The organism is Shewanella sp. SW1 (genome assembly GCF_025653545.1).
Taxonomy (GTDB): domain Bacteria; phylum Pseudomonadota; class Gammaproteobacteria; order Enterobacterales; family Shewanellaceae; genus Shewanella; species Shewanella oncorhynchi.
Genome location: NZ_JAKKSG010000024.1, coordinates 74,233 through 90,552, shown reverse-complemented (window position 1 = coordinate 90,552; position 16,320 = coordinate 74,233). Strand labels below are relative to the sequence as shown.

Here is a 16,320-nt window from a genome sequence, read left to right as displayed (position 1 = left end):
ATCATCCTGAGTGAACTGGCGTGCGCGCAGGCAACCATTTAACGAGCCTGAGGATTCATTACGGTGCACCAAGCCAAACTCAAATAGTCGCAGTGGCAAATCTCTATGGCTATGTACCCCGCGCTTAAACAGCAAAATATGGGCAGGACAAGACATAGGTTTTAAAACATATTCATCCATGTTTTCCTTTCCGCCACCGAAAAACATGTTCTCTGCAAACATGTCCATATGCCCAGACGTTTGCCATAACTCCTTCTTCATAAAAACAGGCGTGTTCACTTCCTCAAAACCATTTCGGCGATACACGCGCCTCATGTGCTCTTGAATATCTCGGAATAACGCCCAGCCATTCGGGTGCCAAAAAATCATACCCGGCGCCTGTGGTTCAGAGTGAAATAGGTCAAGTTGTTCTGCAATTTCGCGATGTGTTTTCATCATTCTCTCCTGAGTAAAATCTGAGCGAAACACAAAACCAAGGTATAAAAAATGTCCGCTGTCAAGCCATTTTTGATAAAGGACATGACGCGAAAACCCTATATAAAGCAATAGTTTAGGGTATTTCCTGGAGACTTCGGCCTGCTGTAGGTTTGCAGGCTGGGGGCCACATAGGAGCCGTGCGGTTGCGGGTCTTGGCGTGCCAGGGCGGGCAACACGGATGCAGGCGACGGTCGCGTCCTCCGTAATCATATGCGCGCAAAAAATAGGGCTGATCCCCAAAACGCGAACGCGCAGTTCGGAGACTGCGCGTTCAAGGGTGCTTTGTGGACTGTGACTTTGGCTACGGAGGCGTTGCTTCTCGCTGGGGCGACTTCTGCAACGTCGGCTTTGATGCGTCCCTTTTCTTGAATCCCCGGTCTCCAGCCATGAACGCTTCCAGCATGTGCGGAATCAACGTCGCCGCATCCACTGTTTCGCCGTAGGCTTGGGCGTGCAACGCTGCATAGTGGTCGAGGTCGGCCTTCAAGCTGGCCGGGCAAGCAAAGGTCAGCTTTGTGCTTTCTGTCTTGGGGAGCGGCCCAAGACGTAATTTGTTAGGCAACGTGCTCATCGCAATCCCCCACGCACAAAGAAAAGTGGTTGATAGGGCCGCAGCCCCAGATCCCGATTGACGATGACGCGCACCGGCAAGCCGGGTCGCTCGGTCAGCGTCGGCTGCATGTTCATATTGCGCCGGGTCATCTCCTGTCCGACCTGGTTCACAGAGTCCTTCAGGCTGTCGCGCCCGGCGATGATCACGCGGTCCCCTCCATTGCGATTCTCCGGTGCGGCCAGCTCGGCACCGATGCCCAGCAAGGTGCTCAGCGCAGCACCGGCGAAGACGCGATCCCAGTGCCAGTCCACCCCGTCTTCCAGACCCGAATAGCCCGCTGGATCGGTGCCGACCAGCTTGTCGAGCTGGAACGAAGACGTATCCGGCAGGATCACCCGATTCCACACCACCTGCACGCGGCTCTGCCCATAGCTCACCTGGCTGTTGTACTTGCCCAGCAGGCGCGAGCCTTGCGGGATCAGCACGTACTTGCCAGTGGCCGTGTCGTAGACCGGCTCCGTTACCGTGGCGATTACATCGCCCGGCAGGTCGGACTTGATGCCCGTCATTAGCGCAGCAGCGATGACCGTGCCCGCCATGACTTGATACGGCGATGCGGGTATTTGCAGAGAGCCGGAATTACGGGTTTCCGTAGAACCGGCTTTGGACAGAAACGCCTCTTTCTGGTCTTGTCGGTTCTGTACTGTCGTGGGATCGGCGGACTGCGCTGCTGTCGAGGCCGGGCCAGCAGCCATCGGATCAAAGGCGACATTCGCGGCTAGCGCTGTGGCGGCAGGCAAGGCCTGCGGCTGCGCGGCAGCGGCCACCTTTTGGCCACCCGAGCGGAAGAACACCGACGAAGCTGCCGCTTCCTCGGCCTGCTTCAAACGCGCCAGGCGCTCAACCTCGGCCGGGTCATGGACAGGCTGCTGATAGACATAACCCTGCGCCTGTTGCTCGGCCCTGTGGATCGGGCCACCCAGGTCGCCTGGCAGCGGCGCACCGAGCTGCGGCACTGGGGCTGGCAGGGTCGGTGGCAGCTTGGAATAGTCCGCTGGCAGTCGATCAAGTCCTTCCGAGCGCGACACGCGATCAACGTTGTACAACTCCTTCTGGTCGCCAGCGCCACGGCGCTGCGTTGATTGCAACGACCAGATAGTGCCGCCGAGCACGGCGGTCGCCAGCCCACCAGCGAGGACGGCCAGCATGCGCCGGTTCAAGCGCGTGACCGGACGCGGCTGGGAACGCAGCATCACGTTTTCTGGAGCCACCTTGGGCGGTACGTCTGGCACCGCGGTATCTGGGGTATCAGGGGCATTGTTCGCATGGCTCATGGTCAGTTCCTCCGTGTCCCGCTCACAATCCCATCCGTGCGCTCGATCCGCACCACGTCACCTTTGTCAGCGCCCAGGCGCAGTTCGGCCGCACCGAACAGCCGGTCCACGATGTAATACGGCGACCGGAAGCGGTAATTCACCAGTTGCCCATCACCTTGCGCGCCGATGACGAACAGCGGCGGCAACTCGCCCTGCGCAATGCCGCCGGGGAACTGGATATAGACCTTCTCGCCGTCGTCGAAGGCGCGTAGCGGTTTCCAGGGTGGATTGCTGCCGCTGATCGCGTAGCGAAACCGGATTTTCTCCAGCGACAGGCCCGCATCGACCGGTGCGGCAACCTGTGCCGCCTGTGCCTGGCGCTGCAAGGCCAGCATGCGGTCCTTCGGATAGTCCCAGGATACGGAGGCCATCCATGCCTTTTCGGTCGAGGTCAGCTCAATCAGGTAAGTACGCCGGTTGGTGGTCACGACCAGATTGGTCTTGAGACCGCTACGTGTGGGCTTGACTAGCACGCTCACGCGCAGACCGGCCCCCGCGCCGCTAGATGTGTCACCCACGATCCAGCGCACGGTGTCGCCAGCAGCGACCGTCACCAGCTCCTCGCCCGGCTGGAGCGACACGACCGTCACCCGGCCCGGGCTGGCATAGACCTGGTACAGCGCACCATCGGTGTACGGCCAAACCTGGATGGCATTGACGTAGCCCTCGCGGGTCGGTGCAATGCGGGCCTCTTGATTGGCCCGCGTGACGCGCACCTTTTCGTCGGCCGATTCAGGTGCTGTCTTGGCCTCCAGCTCATCCGGCAACAGTTTCAACTGCTCGGGCAAAGGCAAAGGCCGCGGAACCGCGACCACTTCGATGGGCTTGGGCAACTCCGGCAGCGGCTGCGCCGCGACCGGCTCATCCAGCGTGATGGTCGGCGGCGGTTTGCCCTGCGTGGCGCAGCCCGAAAGTGTCATGGATGCGGCTACCAGCAGCGACAGAAATACATCAATGCGCAAAGACGGTTTCATGGTTTGGCTCCTTCGGAAGAATCGAGTTCACGGCTCCACGACAACCCATTGACGTAGATGCCCAGCGGATTGCGGCGCAACCGTTCTTCGGTGCGCGGCGTCTGCAGGACGACGGACACAACAGCCGTCCAGCGCTCCAGTCCAGCGGCTGCACCGTTGACATAGCGGCGCTCGGTCCAACGCACATTGAATGACGCATCGCTGGCGCGCACGATGCTGGTGATCTGCACCGTCACCGACTCCTTGCCGATGCGGGCAAAGGGGTCGTTCACCCGCGCGTAGTCGTTGAGCACGGCCGCACCGCGGTCGGTGGTGTAGTCGTAGGCATCGAGCCAGTTCTGGCGAACGACGATGGGATCGATGGAGAGTGAGCGCACCAGCGTGATAAAGCGCCCCAAGTGGTGCGCCGTCTGCGCATCGTTGGGCTTGTAAGGCGTGGCCGCTTCTCCAACCGCACGCACCTGCCCGCCGCTGTCCACTTCCACCACAAAGGGGGTGACGATGGACTGCGCCGAGCGCCAGACCAGACCACCCGCCATCAGCAAGGCCAGCACCAGGCAACCGAAAGCCATCAACCGCCAGTTCTTTGCCTGCACGCGAGACGAACCGATACGGTCATCCCAGACCTGTTCGGCGGATTGGTATGGGGTGGCAGGCTGCGGCGTGTCCGCGTAGCGCACCAATGAACGTTTGAATCGCATGAGATGTTCTCCTTATGAATCCGAGGGGTCGCGCAGGCTGGGGCTACTACCCGAGCCGCCGCCGTCCCCACCGCGCAGTGTGTGGGCGGCGGTCGAGACGGCTTGGCTGATCTGCTGGCGGCGATGCAGGCGCTTGGCCCACGCGGGTTGTTGGGTATCGGTGGGCGCGGCGTCGGCACCGCCTTGAGCGGATGAATCATTCGAGGAACTGGCAGCACCAGCACCCGCCCCGGATGCCGAAGCATCCGGCTTGATGGCCGCCGCAGCTCGGTCCTTCAGCGACTTGGCGCCAGCGGCGACCTTCTGCCCCACCGATTGCGCACCCGTCTTGGCGACGTTGCCCAAGCCTGCCGCCGCACCCTTGAGTCCGCCGCCTGCACCGGCAGAACCGGCCTGGAATGCGGACTTCGCGCTACTGGCGGTCGAGGCCATCGAGCGAGCGCCGCTCGCGGCCATCTTTGCGGCACCCGGCGCCATACGCGCACCGGCAACAACGGCGCTACCGACACCCGTTGCGGCAGCACCTACGGCAATCGCTGCTCCAGCAGCACCCAAGGCAGTTCCAGCAACGGCACCTGCACCCAGTTGCGGCGCTCCGGACACCAGCCCGGTTGCAATGGCAGGCCCAAAGATCCCGAGACCCAGCATCGCCAGTGCGGCCAGCATAATGGTCAGCGCGTAGTCAATCGACGGGTCTGCCCCCGGAGGCGTCCGGAATTCGGCGAACAGGCCCGTGCCTATCCCCACAATGACCGCCAGCATCAGCACCTTGATGCCCGACGACACCACGTTGCCCAATACCTTTTCAGCGAGGAATGAAGTCTTATTCCACAGTGCAAACGGTACCAGCACGAAGCCTGCAAGCGTGGTCAGCTTGAACTCGATCAAGGTGACGAAGAGCTGCACCGCAAGTACGAAGAAACTCACGATCAACACCAGCCAGGCCAGAAACAACACGACGACCACGTCAATGTTTACGAACACTTCCGGGAATCCCGCCACCTCGCTGATCTGCTTCAAAATCGGCGCCCCGGCGTCGATGCCGACTTTGGCCAGCCGCCCCGGCTGTAGGAACTCGGCCTGTGAGATCGTCGAGCCAGACGCCAGCAAGCCCAGTCCAGAGAACGACCGGAACACGATGCCGGCCAGCAGATTGAAGTTGCCGATGATGTAGGCGAAGGCCCCCACGTATAGCACCTTCTTGACGAGTTTTCCCATGATGTCGTCGCCGCCACCGCTGGCATGGCTCATGGCCCAGAACAGCCCGGCCAGCGTCATGTCGATCACCACCAGCGTGGCGGTCAGGAAGGCAACTTCCCCGCGCAACAAACCGAAGCCGGAGTCGATGTAGCGAGAGAAAACATTGAGGAAATGATCGATGACGGAAACGTCGTTCATGGCGTCCCCTCAGCGACCGTAAAAATCGACTGTCTGCGGCGTGTACGGCGTGCCGTCCCCGATGAAGCGACGCCGCACCTCGCGGGCACGTTCCTGTACGGCGACGATGCGCGCTTGCTCCAGCGCGGTCGCCCGGTCTTGCGTGATTTGCAGCTGCTGCGCCTGGATGGATTGCCGCGCCTGCAAGGCCAGCAGTTGGTTGGTCGCCTGTGTGGCCTGCAAAGCACCCACGGCCGACTGGCTGCGGTTCACCAGGTCGGTCAATGTCTGCTCATCGGATGCGAAGTTCTGCACTGCCTGCGACTGCACCTTGGTCGCGGTGCGCAGCGCTTCAAGCGAGTTGCGCCAGCGCGAACGCGCATCGGTCGCCATCTGGGTGCCCGACATGGAGGCGGAGTACGCATCAGGGTAGAGCCGCTGAAATTCGGTCTCCATCTGCGATACGTTGAATGCCAGACCTTGGGCCTGCTGGATGAGCTGGTTCGTCGCCGACAGCGATGCATGCAATTCATTCAATGCACTGAAGTCCAGGCCAGTGAGGTTCTTTGCCTCGTTCATCAGCGACTGCGCCTGGTTTTGGAGCTGTCTGATCTGGTTGTTGATCTGCTCCAGCGAACGTGCTGCGGTCATGATGTTCTGTGCCAGGTTGGACGGATCGATCACGACCCACTGCGCGTGTGCAACGGGCATCAGGGTTACCAGCGCTGCGGCGGCCATGGCGAGGATGGTCTTTTTCATGATGGGTACTCTTGCGAGAAGGATGAATGGGACGGAAAGGACGGAACAAGATCGGCGGCCCAGTCAAGGCCGCGATGGCGCAGCCAGGCTGCTGCGAAGTCTGGAGGCGACACTGAGCGGGATACCGCATCCATGTCGCGCTGGTCCTGCGGTGTCGAGGCGCCGGCAAAGGCAAGCGTGATCGGTCCCAGGTCCAGGTCGAACAAGCGATTGCCCAGCCGGGACTGGTAGTAGTAGTCGCGTTTGGGAGCCGCCTCGGCTACGATGTCGATCTGGCGGTGGTTCAAACCGAAGCCTTCGTAGATCGTGCGAATCTGCGGTTCGGTCGCCTGTGGATTCGGCAGGAAGATGCGGCTGGCGCAGCTCTCCACGATGGCCGGGGCGATGGATGAGTTCTGGATGTCGGCCAGCGACTGCGTGGAGAAGATGACGCTGACGTTTTTTTTGCGCAGCGTCTTGAGCCACTGACGGATGCGCGCGGCAAACACCGGGTCATCAAGGAACAGCCAGGCCTCATCGAGAATAAGCAAGGTCGGCGCACCGTCGAAGCGTTCATCGAAGCGCGCGAACAGATAGCCCAGCACCGCCAGCGTCGCAGCCTTGCTGTGCATCAGTTCCTCCATCTCGAAGCACTGCACGGAACCAGAACCCAGGCGATCCGAGTCCGCATCCAGCAGCTTGCCGTGGGCGCCGCCGAGCACGTAGGGCTGCAAGGCGTGACGTAGCGCATTGGATTGCAGTAGTACCGACAGGCCGGTCAAGGTGCGCTGCTCCACCGGCGCGCCGGCCAAGCTCCCCAGCGCCGACCAGACTGCCGCCTTCTCCTCGGGGCCAACGGCCACGCCTTCATGCAGCAACCGGCCTTCCAGCCATTCGGCGGCCCAGGTGCGGTAGCCATCCTGGTCGATGCGGGCCAGCGGCTGGAAGGCGATCTCGCCATCGGTGCCCAGGTCATAGTGTTCGCCGCCCAGGCCCAGGATGGTGGCGCGCATCGAGCGCCCCATGTCGAAGGCAAAGATGCGCGAGCCGGGATAGCGGCGGAACTGCATGGCCAAGGCCGCCAGCAGCACCGACTTGCCCATGCCCGTCGGCCCGACCACCAGCGTGTGGCCCACGTCGCCAATGTGCGTCACCAGCCGGAACGGCGTGGCACCGTCGGTGCGCGTCACGATCAACGGCGGCCCGTCCAGGTGCTCATTGCGTTCCGGCCCAGCCCACACGGCCGACACCGGCATCAGGTGCGCCAGGTTCAGCGTTGAGATGATGGGTTGCCGCACATTGGCGTAGGCATTGCCCGGAATCGAGGACAGCCACGCCTCCACAGCATTGAGCGTTTCTGGGATCGTGACGAAGCCACGGCCCTGGATGACACGTTCAATCCGACGCAGCTTTTCATCGGCCACCGAAGGATCTGAATCGAGCACGGTCACCGTCGCCGTAACATAGCCGAAGGCGACTTGATCGCTGCCCAGCTCCTGCAGGGCAGCATCGGCATCGTTCGCCTTGTTCGAGGCGTCGGTATCGACCAGCGGGCTTTCCTGCTGGAAGATGGTTTCGCGCAGCAAGGCCACGACGTTTTTTCGCTTGGCGAACCACTGGCGGCGCAGTCGGCCCAACTCCGTTTCTGCCTCGGCCTTGTCCATGCAGAGAAAGCGGGTGGACCAGCGGTAGGCGAAGCCGAGCCGGTTGAGATCGTCCAGCAGTCCCGGCCAGGTCGAGGTGGGGAAACCGCGCACCGATGCCACCCGCAGGTGCTGGTCGCCCAGCATGGGCGCCAAACCTCCCACCAAGGCAGAATCGGCCAGCAATGCATCGAGGTAGAAGGGATGTTCCGGCACCGCCACCCGGTAACGCCGCGTCGAGACCGTCGCATGCAGATAGGTCAGCATCTGGCTGTCGTCCAACCAGACGATCTCTGGCATGACCCCATCAAGCAGGTCAAAGAAACGGTCCGTCTCCGAGATGAACGATTCCAACCGTTCACGCCAGTCCACGCCGCTCTGCGGTGTGTTCTCGTACAGCAGCTTGGCGGCGCGGGCGCGGGATTCCTCGGCGGGCAGGTACGCCAGTGTCAGGTGGTAGCTGCTCTCGAAGTGGCTGTGGTCTTCCTCGAACGAAGCCCGGCGCTCTTCATCCACCAGCCAGGACAGCGGTTCCGGGAAATCCGAGTGCGGATAGTCGGCGGCAGCGCGCCGTTCCGCTTCCACGAACAAAGCCCAGCCTGACCCCAACCGGCGCAGCGCGTTGTTCAAACGTGCCGACGTGGCGATCAGTTCGCCCTGCGTGGCGCTATCCAGGTCCGGCCCGCGAAAACGCGCCGTGCGCTGGAACGAGCCATCTTTGTTGAGCACGACACCGGGCGCAACCAGTCCAGCCCAAGGCAGCCAGTCGGCCAGCAGCGCAGGCCGCTTGCGGTATTCAGCGAAATTCATCACGGCGTGTTCTTCTTGTCGGTCTCACACGTCCAGCAGTGGGCGGTGCTTGATGTGCCGGGCGAACACGGCCATGAACTGCGGATCAAGCCGCGCACCCCAGACCGCCAGCGAATGGCCGACGATCCAAAGCACCAGGCCTGGAATCCACAGTTGCAGGCCCAAGCCGACGGCAGCGGCCAGCGTGCCGTTGGCGATTGCCACGGTGCGCGGTGCACCGCCCAGCAGAATCGGTTCGGTCAAAGACCGATGCAGCGGCACTTCAAAGCCTGAGGCGAATTCGTTGTGCGCACTCATGCGACCACCGCTCCACCCGAGAACGAGAAGAACGACAGGAAGAACGAGGACGCGGCGAACGCGATGGACAGACCGAACACGATCTGGATCAGCTTGCGAAAGCCGCCCGACGTATCGCCAAAGGCCAGGGCCAGGCCGGTGGAAATGATGATGATCACCGCCACGATCCGGGCCACCGGTCCCTGGATCGATTCAAGAATGGATTGCAGCGGCCCTTCCCAGGGCATGCTGGAACCGGCCGCGTGGGCAGTCGTTGCCAGGCACAACATCAGCACGGCGAGCACGGCAACGTGCAACACCAGCCGCAGATGCGGATTTACAGAAAGGCGGGAAGTCGAAAAAACAGTGTGTGTCATGGCAGTTCTCCAGGGGTTGTTGAGGAAGGTATCGAAATGGTTGGCAGCGGCGGCGCGAGCGCGTCGTCGAGTTGGTAGCCGTGGCCGTCGAAGCCGACCACGCGGGCGATGGTCTGAACATGGCGGGCGCGGCCGCGCCCAGCGATGAAGACGACGACATTCACCGCCTCGGCGATCAGCGCGCGCGGTGGCGTCAAAGCGACTTCGAGGATCAGTTGTTCCAAGCGCAGCAGTGCACCGTGGGCGGAACTGGCGTGAATCGTGGCGATACCGCCGGGGTGCCCGGTGCCCCAGACCTTGATGAGGTCCAGAGCCTCGCCTCCGCGCACCTCGCCGACAATCACGCGATCAGGCCGCAGCCGCATCGTGGCCCGTACAAGTTCGGTCATCGACACCACGTTGGCCCGCGTGCGCAGCGACACATGATCGCGGGCGGTGCACTGAAGCTCCACGGTGTCTTCGAGCACCAGCACCCGGTCGCCGGTGGCGGCTATCTCGGCCAGCAAGGCGTTGGCCAGCGTGGTCTTGCCGGTGCTGGTGCCTCCAGCGATCAGAATGTTCTGCCGCTCGCGCACCGCGCGGCGCAGGAATTCGGCCTGTTCCTCGGTCAGGATGCCGTCGGCGACATAGCGCTCCAGGCCGATGATGCTCACGGCGCGCTTGCGCAGGGCGAAAGCCGGTCCCGGTGCGGCGGGCGGCAAGACACCCTCGAAGCGCTCGCCTGTCTCCGGCAGCTCGGCGGTCAGCAGTGGCTGGCCGCGATGCACCTCGGTGCCGACGTGGGCTGCAACCAACCGAATAATGCGTTCGCCATCGGCCTCGGACAGCTTGACGCCAGTCGGCGAGCGCCCCGACGACAGCCGGTCAATCCACAAGGAGCCGTCCGGGTTGAGCATGATCTCCACCACGTCCGGGTCTTCCAGTGCGGCGGCGATCAGCGGCCCCATCGCCGTGCGCAGCATGCGGATACGGCGGTCCAGCGAAGTGGCGGCGGATGACGGCGGCGCGGGCTGCAACTCGGGTGACAATTTCGGGACGGCGCTCATGCACCGTCCTCCTGCATGGCTGCTTCTGCCAGTCGCGCGGCATCAGGTTGGATTTCCTCGTAGACCTCCTTGACCAAGCTGCGCCCTCGAAGCACATGGCGACCGAGCTGTTCGATGAACTGCTCGAAGCGAGCTTTGCCTTGTGCTTTGGCGGCTTCCTGATGGGCCTCCGGCACCGGCGTGCTGACGGTGAGGTAGTAGCGCACGTACAGCGCCATCGTCTCGATCAGGATGTTCTGGTCACGCTCCAGACGCTCGAACTGGCGCGACAGCCGGTCCAGCCGTTTGGCAGTGGCCGCCTCGCGCTGGTCACCCGCGTCAGGAGAGAGCCAGGACGCCAGCGCCGCAGCGACAATGGACGACTTGGACACGCCTTTTTTGGTGGCCAGTTCGTCCAGGCGCTTGGCGTGGTCATGTTGGATAAAGAGATTCAGGCGGGCTTGGGTCATAGCTGGATTCCGTCGTCAGGGTCGAGAGCGGCCAGCCGTGCCGTGCGCTGCAAGCGCGGGTCGAGCTGGTTCGGGAGGGGAAGCGGAAAGTCGTCGTCATCGAGCAGCGACAGGTCACTGGCCGACTGTTCGGGTTCAGGGCTGTAGGACGCGACTTCGGATAGCTCGGGTTGCTGGCGGGGGCCGCCGTCATCGGCCGATTCACCAAGCCCAGTCGCGGCAGACGTGGCCGGGACAGTGGGAACAGCCAGGGCGCTCCAGTCGTCGGCGCGTGCGGCAGGTATGTCGGCGTAGCGTCCCAGCGTCAACGAGGGCGGCGGCAGTACACGCCGCTTGAAGTTGGCGTCAAGGTAGTAGCGCAGCTTCTTGGCCTTGATCGGTGCCTGACCGGAGACCATCACCACCGATTCATCCGGCGGTAGTTGCATGACTTCGCCGGGCGTCAGCAGAGGTCTTGCCGTTTCCTGGCGCGACACCATCAGGTGGCCCAGCCACGGGGCCAGCCGGTGGCCCGCATAGTTGCGCTGCGCGCGCAATTCGGTGGCGGTGCCGAGAGTCTCGGAGATGCGCTTGGCCGTGCGTTCGTCGTTGGTGGCGAAAGTCACCCGCACATGGCAGTTGTCCAGAATCGAATGGTTCTGGCCGTAGGCTTTGTCGATTTGGTTGAGCGACTGTGAAATCAGGAAGGCACGCAGGCCGTAGCCTGCCATGAAGGCCAGTGCTGATTCAAAGAAGTCCAAACGGCCCAGCGCCGGGAACTCATCGAGCATCAGCAGCAGCTTGTGTTTGCGCTCCACACCATCGGAACCATCGAGCGATTCAGTGAGTCGCCGACCGATCTGGTTCAGGATCAGTCGGATCAGCGGCTTGGTGCGGCTGATATCCGAAGGCGGCACCACCAGGTACAACGACACCGGATGTTCGGCAGAGATCAGGTCGGCAATGCGCCAATCGCAGCGCGACGTGACTTCGGCCACGGTAGGATCGCGATACAGCCCCAGAAAACTCATGGCCGTGGACAGAACCCCCGAGCGCTCGTTGTCGCTCTTGTTGAGCACCTCGCGCGCGGCCGATGCTACAACAGGATGGGTGCTCGCGCCCAGGTGGCGCGTTGTCATCATCCGGTGCAAGGTCACCTCGAACGGACACGCCGGATCAGAAAGAAAATTGGCGACGCCACGCAGCGTCTTGTCTTCGCCTGCATAGAGCACATGCAGGATCGCGCCTACCAGCAAAGCGTGACTGGTTTTCTCCCAGTGGTTGCGCCGTTCCAGCGCACCTTCGGGATCGACCAGGATGTCGGCGATGTTCTGCACGTCGCGCACTTCATGCGCGCCGCGCCGAACTTCCAGCAGCGGGTTGTACGCGGCTGATTTGGGATCAGTCGGGTTGAACAGCAGGCAGTGCGAGAAACGCGAGCGCCAGCCAGCAGTGATGTTCCAGTTCTCGCCCTTGATGTCGTGGATGACTGCGGATGCAGGCCATGACAACAGCGTTGGCACCACCAGACCCACGCCCTTGCCCGAGCGTGTCGGCGCGAAGGTCAGGACGTGTTCCGGCCCTTCATGCCGAAGATACTGATCGTCATGCAGGCCGAGGAAAACACCGGCCGGATTAGTTAATCCTGCCTTGCGGATTTCGTTGGCATCGGCCCAGCGCGCGGAGCCGTAGGTCGTGACCAGCTTGGACTGCCGCGAGCGCCATATCGACATGCCGATGGCGACCACCATGGCAACCAGGCCACTTGCGCCAGCGATGACACCACCTGTGTTGAAGACGTGCGGTGCGTAAGCGTCGAAAAAGAACCACCACTCGAACAGCCGCCACGGGTGATAGACCGGCGTGCCGAAGAAGTCGAACCAGGGCGTGCCAAGGCGTAGCTGGTAACCCAGTGCGGCGGCGGTCCATTGTGTGGCCCCCCACACGCCGGCTATGACGATGCTGAACACCGTCAACACCTGACCGAACAGCACACTGGTCCCTTGCATTCCGACCTCCGAATTTCTTCTGCACGTCGCGCGCACAAAGACGTGCCGCAGACGTGAGGTTCGGTGTTGGGTCAGCGCCGGTCAAAGACCGTTATCGGCACAATTCAAGGAGAAAAAGAAAGATTTCCAGCAGGGGCGTAGACAAGAAAAACGCCACAAGCGAATGCGTGTTGCGGCGTGTATGGCGATTTATTGAAAGATTTTTTGTCGATGTGAAGAATTGGCACGTGCAGAGACATGCGACGGGAATTGACCGGTCGCAAGGTCACTATCTGCGCGAGGCGATCAGTTCTTCGGTGTCGGTTCAGGCGTGTACGGAGTGCCATTTCCCATGAAGCGTTTGCGTGTGGCTTCTGCCACAGCATTGCACAACGCATCGCCTAACTTCGCGCGGTCAGCCTTGCACTGCACGCGCAGTTCCTTCAATCGCTCGGGGTTGGCGGCCAGTGATTCGGCAGTATTCGTGGGCGCAGACTGGCTGCAGGCGGTCAGCACCGCCACGATAATCAGGGTAGTAATCATCTTCATGGCATGAGCTTTCATTGAACGGTGGCGGGATTCGATGCTTGGTCATCGACAGGACTTACCCTGTCGATGAAGCGGATCAACTGTTCGGATGGCCCGGTGTCTGGTCGCAGTAGGTAGGTAGTCAGCATCGGCGAGCGACCGGCCAGGGGGCGGGCGATCACATCGGGATTGCGGCACGCAGCGATCTGACTTTCGCCCGCGAACCCCAATCCATATCCAGCGGCCACCAAGGTCATCATCAAGTCCAGCGTCGGCACACGATCTGCCACGATGGGCTTCGTATTCACCGTGCGCAGCACCCGCTTGACCTGCTGCCAGAAACCTTCGCAGATTTCGGGATGGCACAGCACCAACGGATAGCGCAACACCTCGTCGAGAGGGATGCGCCTGTGCACCAGGATAGGGTGGCGAGCCGGTACGGCGACCACCAGCGACTCACTCCAGATGGCCTCCGCGATAAGGCCTTCACCCACTTCGTCGGATAGTGCAAACCCCGCGTCATACAGGTCGCTTTGCAGCCCCTTTATCTGTTGCGACAGCGGCGTTTCTGACAAGCGAATCTCTACCTCTGGTTCCTCTTCGCGGCACTGTGCCAGCAAAGCCGATAATCGTGGTTGGGCAATGCTGTCGGACAGCGCGATACGCAGGCGACCGTGGTAACCGGTAGCTGCGGCCTTCACGCTCGCTTTGGCTTGGTCGATAGCGGCGAAGATTCGATGGGCCTCCTCCAGAAAGACCTTACCCGCCCAAGTCAACCGCGTGCGTCGTGTCGTCCGTTCGAACAACTGCACAGCCAAGTCGGACTCCAATTCCTTGATAGCCCGCGACAACGGGGACTGCTCTATGTGCAGGCGCTCGGCCGCGCGGGCAAAATGCAGCTCTTCGGCCACCGCAATAAAGCAGCGTAGATGACGAAGTTCCATGTTATTTCCTTACCATCGATTGCTCCTATGAAATGCAAGCCTTCCCTTTGGCCAATGTTGCTCAAACCTTGCCAGCGAAGGCCCGCCGCACTGCCACCGCAGCAGCCAATTGAGCCGCTTGCCCTTGCATCAGACCATCACGTGCCCTGAGGTAACTGCGGCGCGTATCGAGAACCGTATTCAGATCTACCAGACCCGCACTAAACAGGCGCTCGCTCTTGGATGCGGCATCAGCCCCTGCCGTCTGTGCCCGTTCCAGTTCCGCAACGCTGGCATGCGTGGATGCAAGTTGCACTACGGCAGTCTCGGCATCTGCCAGTGCGCTCAGCATGGCTTTTTCGTAAAGCAGCATCGCTTCTTGTGCCTTTGCTTCATGAATTTCTATGTTGGCCCGGATTCGACCGCCATCAAAGATGGGAAGTGAAAGAGCAACACCATAGCCAATGACAGTGGCTGGCGATGCGCTGCTACTTTCGGAGCTAAGGCGTTCCTTGCGCCCTGACCAATCTAGCGTGATACGCGGATACAGGTCGCGTTTGGCCACTCCAAGGCGAGCGATGGCGGCTTCGACAGCGCGGGCAGACCCTCTAACATCCGGGCGACGCTCCAACAATTCGATCGGCAATAACAACGGCGGCATGCCCGAACTACCATTTGCGTTCGTAGGGAACGTCAACCCGATGCGAGGTTTTGCCTCCCCGAGAAGAACCGTCAACTGCCGAAGTTTCACGTCTAGCCCCCCCCGAAGCTGTGCCGCGATGGCTCGCTCTTGCCCAAGCTCCGACATGAGCCTATCGATGTCCAATTTGCTGACCTGTCCCGCCTGAAAGCGCCGTTTGGCTACTTCGATTTGACGTTCTAAGGTAACAACGACATCGCGAGTAACGGCCTCTCGCTGCGTGAGAAATTGCGCATCGAAATACGTTGTCATAACCTCTGCAGCAATCGCTACCCGCATCGCCTGACGTGCAAGTTCTGCACTTTCGAAGTCTCGTTCGGCAGCAAGACTCGCCAGTCCCTTGTCACCAAAAAGATCAGGCTCCCAACTCGCTCTGAAGCCGCCATAGCTCAGGTCAGCTTTGGGATCGGCGCTGGAGTCCCGACCGCGCCGTAATCCGGCGTTAAGCCCTAATTGTGGGTAGCGATCAGCGTCGGTGCTGCCCGCCAGGGCACGAGCCTGCGCGACCCGGACTGCAGCGATACGAAGATCAGAGTTCGCAAACAACGCAGATTCAACTAAAGCATTCAATTCCGCATTGCCAAAGTCTTGCCACCAAGCGGTGGCGGCCATGGGGTTGCTGTCCGATTCCACCATGGGATTAAAGCTCCACGTCGGCGGCACGGCAGTTGACAAGGGTGCCACAGGAGGTGGCGTCGAACACCCCCCGAGCATCAGTAGCGTGAGCGCAGAGATGGCGATTTTAGGTATGCATTTTTTGGTGTAAGTGGGCATGAGATTTCCAGAGTTGACGTTTAATGCTTATTACTTTATTATACGTACAGTACATTTACAACCACTCAAACATCCCATGACTAATTCATCTACGCGCCCCAGCGCCAAACAAAGACTTATTGATGTCGCCACCGAGATCGTCTCGACACAGGGAGTTCAGGCGTTGACCTTAGAGGGTGTTGCCGCTGACGCCGGCGTCACCAAGGGCGGTCTTATCTATCACTTCAAGACTAAGGACGATCTTCTGGAAGCGGTCGTCAAAGCCATGCTTGAAGAGTGGGGACAACGCAATCGAGCCAAGGCAACCCAGGCCGGCAACTCCAGTGGTGACTTGTTGCGAGCCATGATCGACGACACGCTCGACATGCAGCCTGGTGAAAAACAGTTAATGAGCAATCTGCTTGCGGCTGCATCCAACTATCCGCATCTATTAGGGCCTGTGCGCGACCTATATAACCATCTCTATAGCGACTTTGCCAACTCAGGCCCCCAAAACGGCACCGCATTGGTGATCGCCGCAGCGCTGGACGGGATCACGATGCTTCAGCTTCTGGATTTCCATCGATTCAACGAGCATGAACGCAAAGCCATTCGATTAGCGCTTCATACGCTCGCCAAACAACTAACCTAA

The 16,320-nt window shown here is 61.2% G+C and carries 17 protein-coding genes; 1 reads left to right on the top strand and 16 read right to left on the bottom strand.

All coding sequences use genetic code 11. The features are described 5' to 3' along the window. The 16 genes from L5M71_RS19345 to L5M71_RS19270 all read right to left on the bottom strand — a co-directional run. Positions 1-435, bottom strand: a 435-nt coding sequence (locus tag L5M71_RS19345) for an aminoacyl--tRNA ligase-related protein (protein ID WP_317630054.1), incomplete at its 3' end; no start/stop codon positions are given. 343 nt (positions 436-778) lie between these two features. Then, complete coding sequence (locus L5M71_RS19340; RefSeq protein ID WP_017228413.1) at positions 779-1,048, bottom strand: DUF2274 domain-containing protein; 270 nt, start codon at positions 1,046-1,048, stop codon at positions 779-781. Then, positions 1,045-2,364, bottom strand: a complete 1,320-nt coding sequence (locus tag L5M71_RS19335; protein WP_263209136.1) for a TrbI/VirB10 family protein — start codon at positions 2,362-2,364, stop codon at positions 1,045-1,047. The genes L5M71_RS19340 and L5M71_RS19335 overlap by 4 nt, the downstream gene beginning before the upstream one ends. Before the next feature lie 2 nt (positions 2,365-2,366). Next, positions 2,367-3,326 (bottom strand): P-type conjugative transfer protein TrbG, encoded by a 960-nt coding sequence (trbG, locus tag L5M71_RS19330; RefSeq protein ID WP_411569135.1) that lies wholly within the window; start codon positions 3,324-3,326, stop codon positions 2,367-2,369. Positions 3,327-3,376: 50 nt separating this feature from the next. Continuing rightward, entirely contained in the window at positions 3,377-4,081 is a 705-nt protein-coding gene (trbF, locus tag L5M71_RS19325; protein ID WP_017228416.1) for a conjugal transfer protein TrbF, read from the bottom strand. A gap of 12 nt (positions 4,082-4,093) precedes the next feature. Beyond that, a complete protein-coding gene (trbL, locus tag L5M71_RS19320) occupies positions 4,094-5,479 on the bottom strand; it encodes a P-type conjugative transfer protein TrbL (RefSeq protein ID WP_263209130.1) in 1,386 nt (461 codons plus the stop codon). Positions 5,480-5,488: 9 nt separating this feature from the next. Continuing rightward, entirely contained in the window at positions 5,489-6,217 is a 729-nt protein-coding gene (gene trbJ / locus L5M71_RS19315) for a P-type conjugative transfer protein TrbJ (RefSeq protein WP_263209127.1), read from the bottom strand. After that, a complete protein-coding gene (gene trbE, locus L5M71_RS19310; RefSeq protein ID WP_263209124.1) occupies positions 6,214-8,652 on the bottom strand; it encodes a conjugal transfer protein TrbE in 2,439 nt (812 codons plus the stop codon). Before trbE ends, trbJ begins: the two co-directional genes overlap by 4 nt. A 21-nt stretch (positions 8,653-8,673) precedes the next feature. Next, entirely contained in the window at positions 8,674-8,946 is a 273-nt protein-coding gene (locus L5M71_RS19305) for a VirB3 family type IV secretion system protein (RefSeq protein WP_017228420.1), read from the bottom strand. After that, positions 8,943-9,302 carry a TrbC/VirB2 family protein gene (locus tag L5M71_RS19300; RefSeq protein WP_017228421.1) on the bottom strand — a complete coding sequence of 120 codons (360 nt, stop codon included), beginning with the start codon at positions 9,300-9,302 and terminating at the stop codon, positions 8,943-8,945. The genes L5M71_RS19305 and L5M71_RS19300 overlap by 4 nt, the downstream gene beginning before the upstream one ends. Further along, entirely contained in the window at positions 9,299-10,348 is a 1,050-nt protein-coding gene (gene trbB / locus L5M71_RS19295) for a P-type conjugative transfer ATPase TrbB (RefSeq protein WP_263209120.1), read from the bottom strand. The genes L5M71_RS19300 and trbB overlap by 4 nt, the downstream gene beginning before the upstream one ends. Continuing rightward, complete coding sequence (locus tag L5M71_RS19290) at positions 10,345-10,797, bottom strand: CopG family transcriptional regulator (RefSeq protein ID WP_017228423.1); 453 nt, start codon at positions 10,795-10,797, stop codon at positions 10,345-10,347. The genes trbB and L5M71_RS19290 overlap by 4 nt, the downstream gene beginning before the upstream one ends. After that, positions 10,794-12,785 (bottom strand): conjugal transfer protein TraG, encoded by a 1,992-nt coding sequence (locus L5M71_RS19285; RefSeq protein ID WP_017228424.1) that lies wholly within the window; start codon positions 12,783-12,785, stop codon positions 10,794-10,796. The genes L5M71_RS19290 and L5M71_RS19285 overlap by 4 nt, the downstream gene beginning before the upstream one ends. A 285-nt stretch (positions 12,786-13,070) precedes the next feature. After that, positions 13,071-13,313, bottom strand: coding sequence for an EexN family lipoprotein (locus L5M71_RS19280; RefSeq protein WP_017228425.1), 243 nt, complete (start codon positions 13,311-13,313; stop codon positions 13,071-13,073). Positions 13,314-13,324: 11 nt separating this feature from the next. Next, positions 13,325-14,236, bottom strand: a complete 912-nt coding sequence (locus tag L5M71_RS19275) for a LysR family transcriptional regulator (RefSeq protein WP_017228426.1) — start codon at positions 14,234-14,236, stop codon at positions 13,325-13,327. Between the two features lie 61 nt (positions 14,237-14,297). Continuing rightward, complete coding sequence (locus tag L5M71_RS19270) at positions 14,298-15,629, bottom strand: efflux transporter outer membrane subunit (RefSeq protein ID WP_263209145.1); 1,332 nt, start codon at positions 15,627-15,629, stop codon at positions 14,298-14,300. Between the two features lie 58 nt (positions 15,630-15,687). Here L5M71_RS19270 and L5M71_RS19265 point away from each other — a divergent pair, with 58 nt between their 5' ends. Then, positions 15,688-16,320, top strand: a complete 633-nt coding sequence (locus tag L5M71_RS19265) for a TetR/AcrR family transcriptional regulator (protein ID WP_263209113.1) — start codon at positions 15,688-15,690, stop codon at positions 16,318-16,320.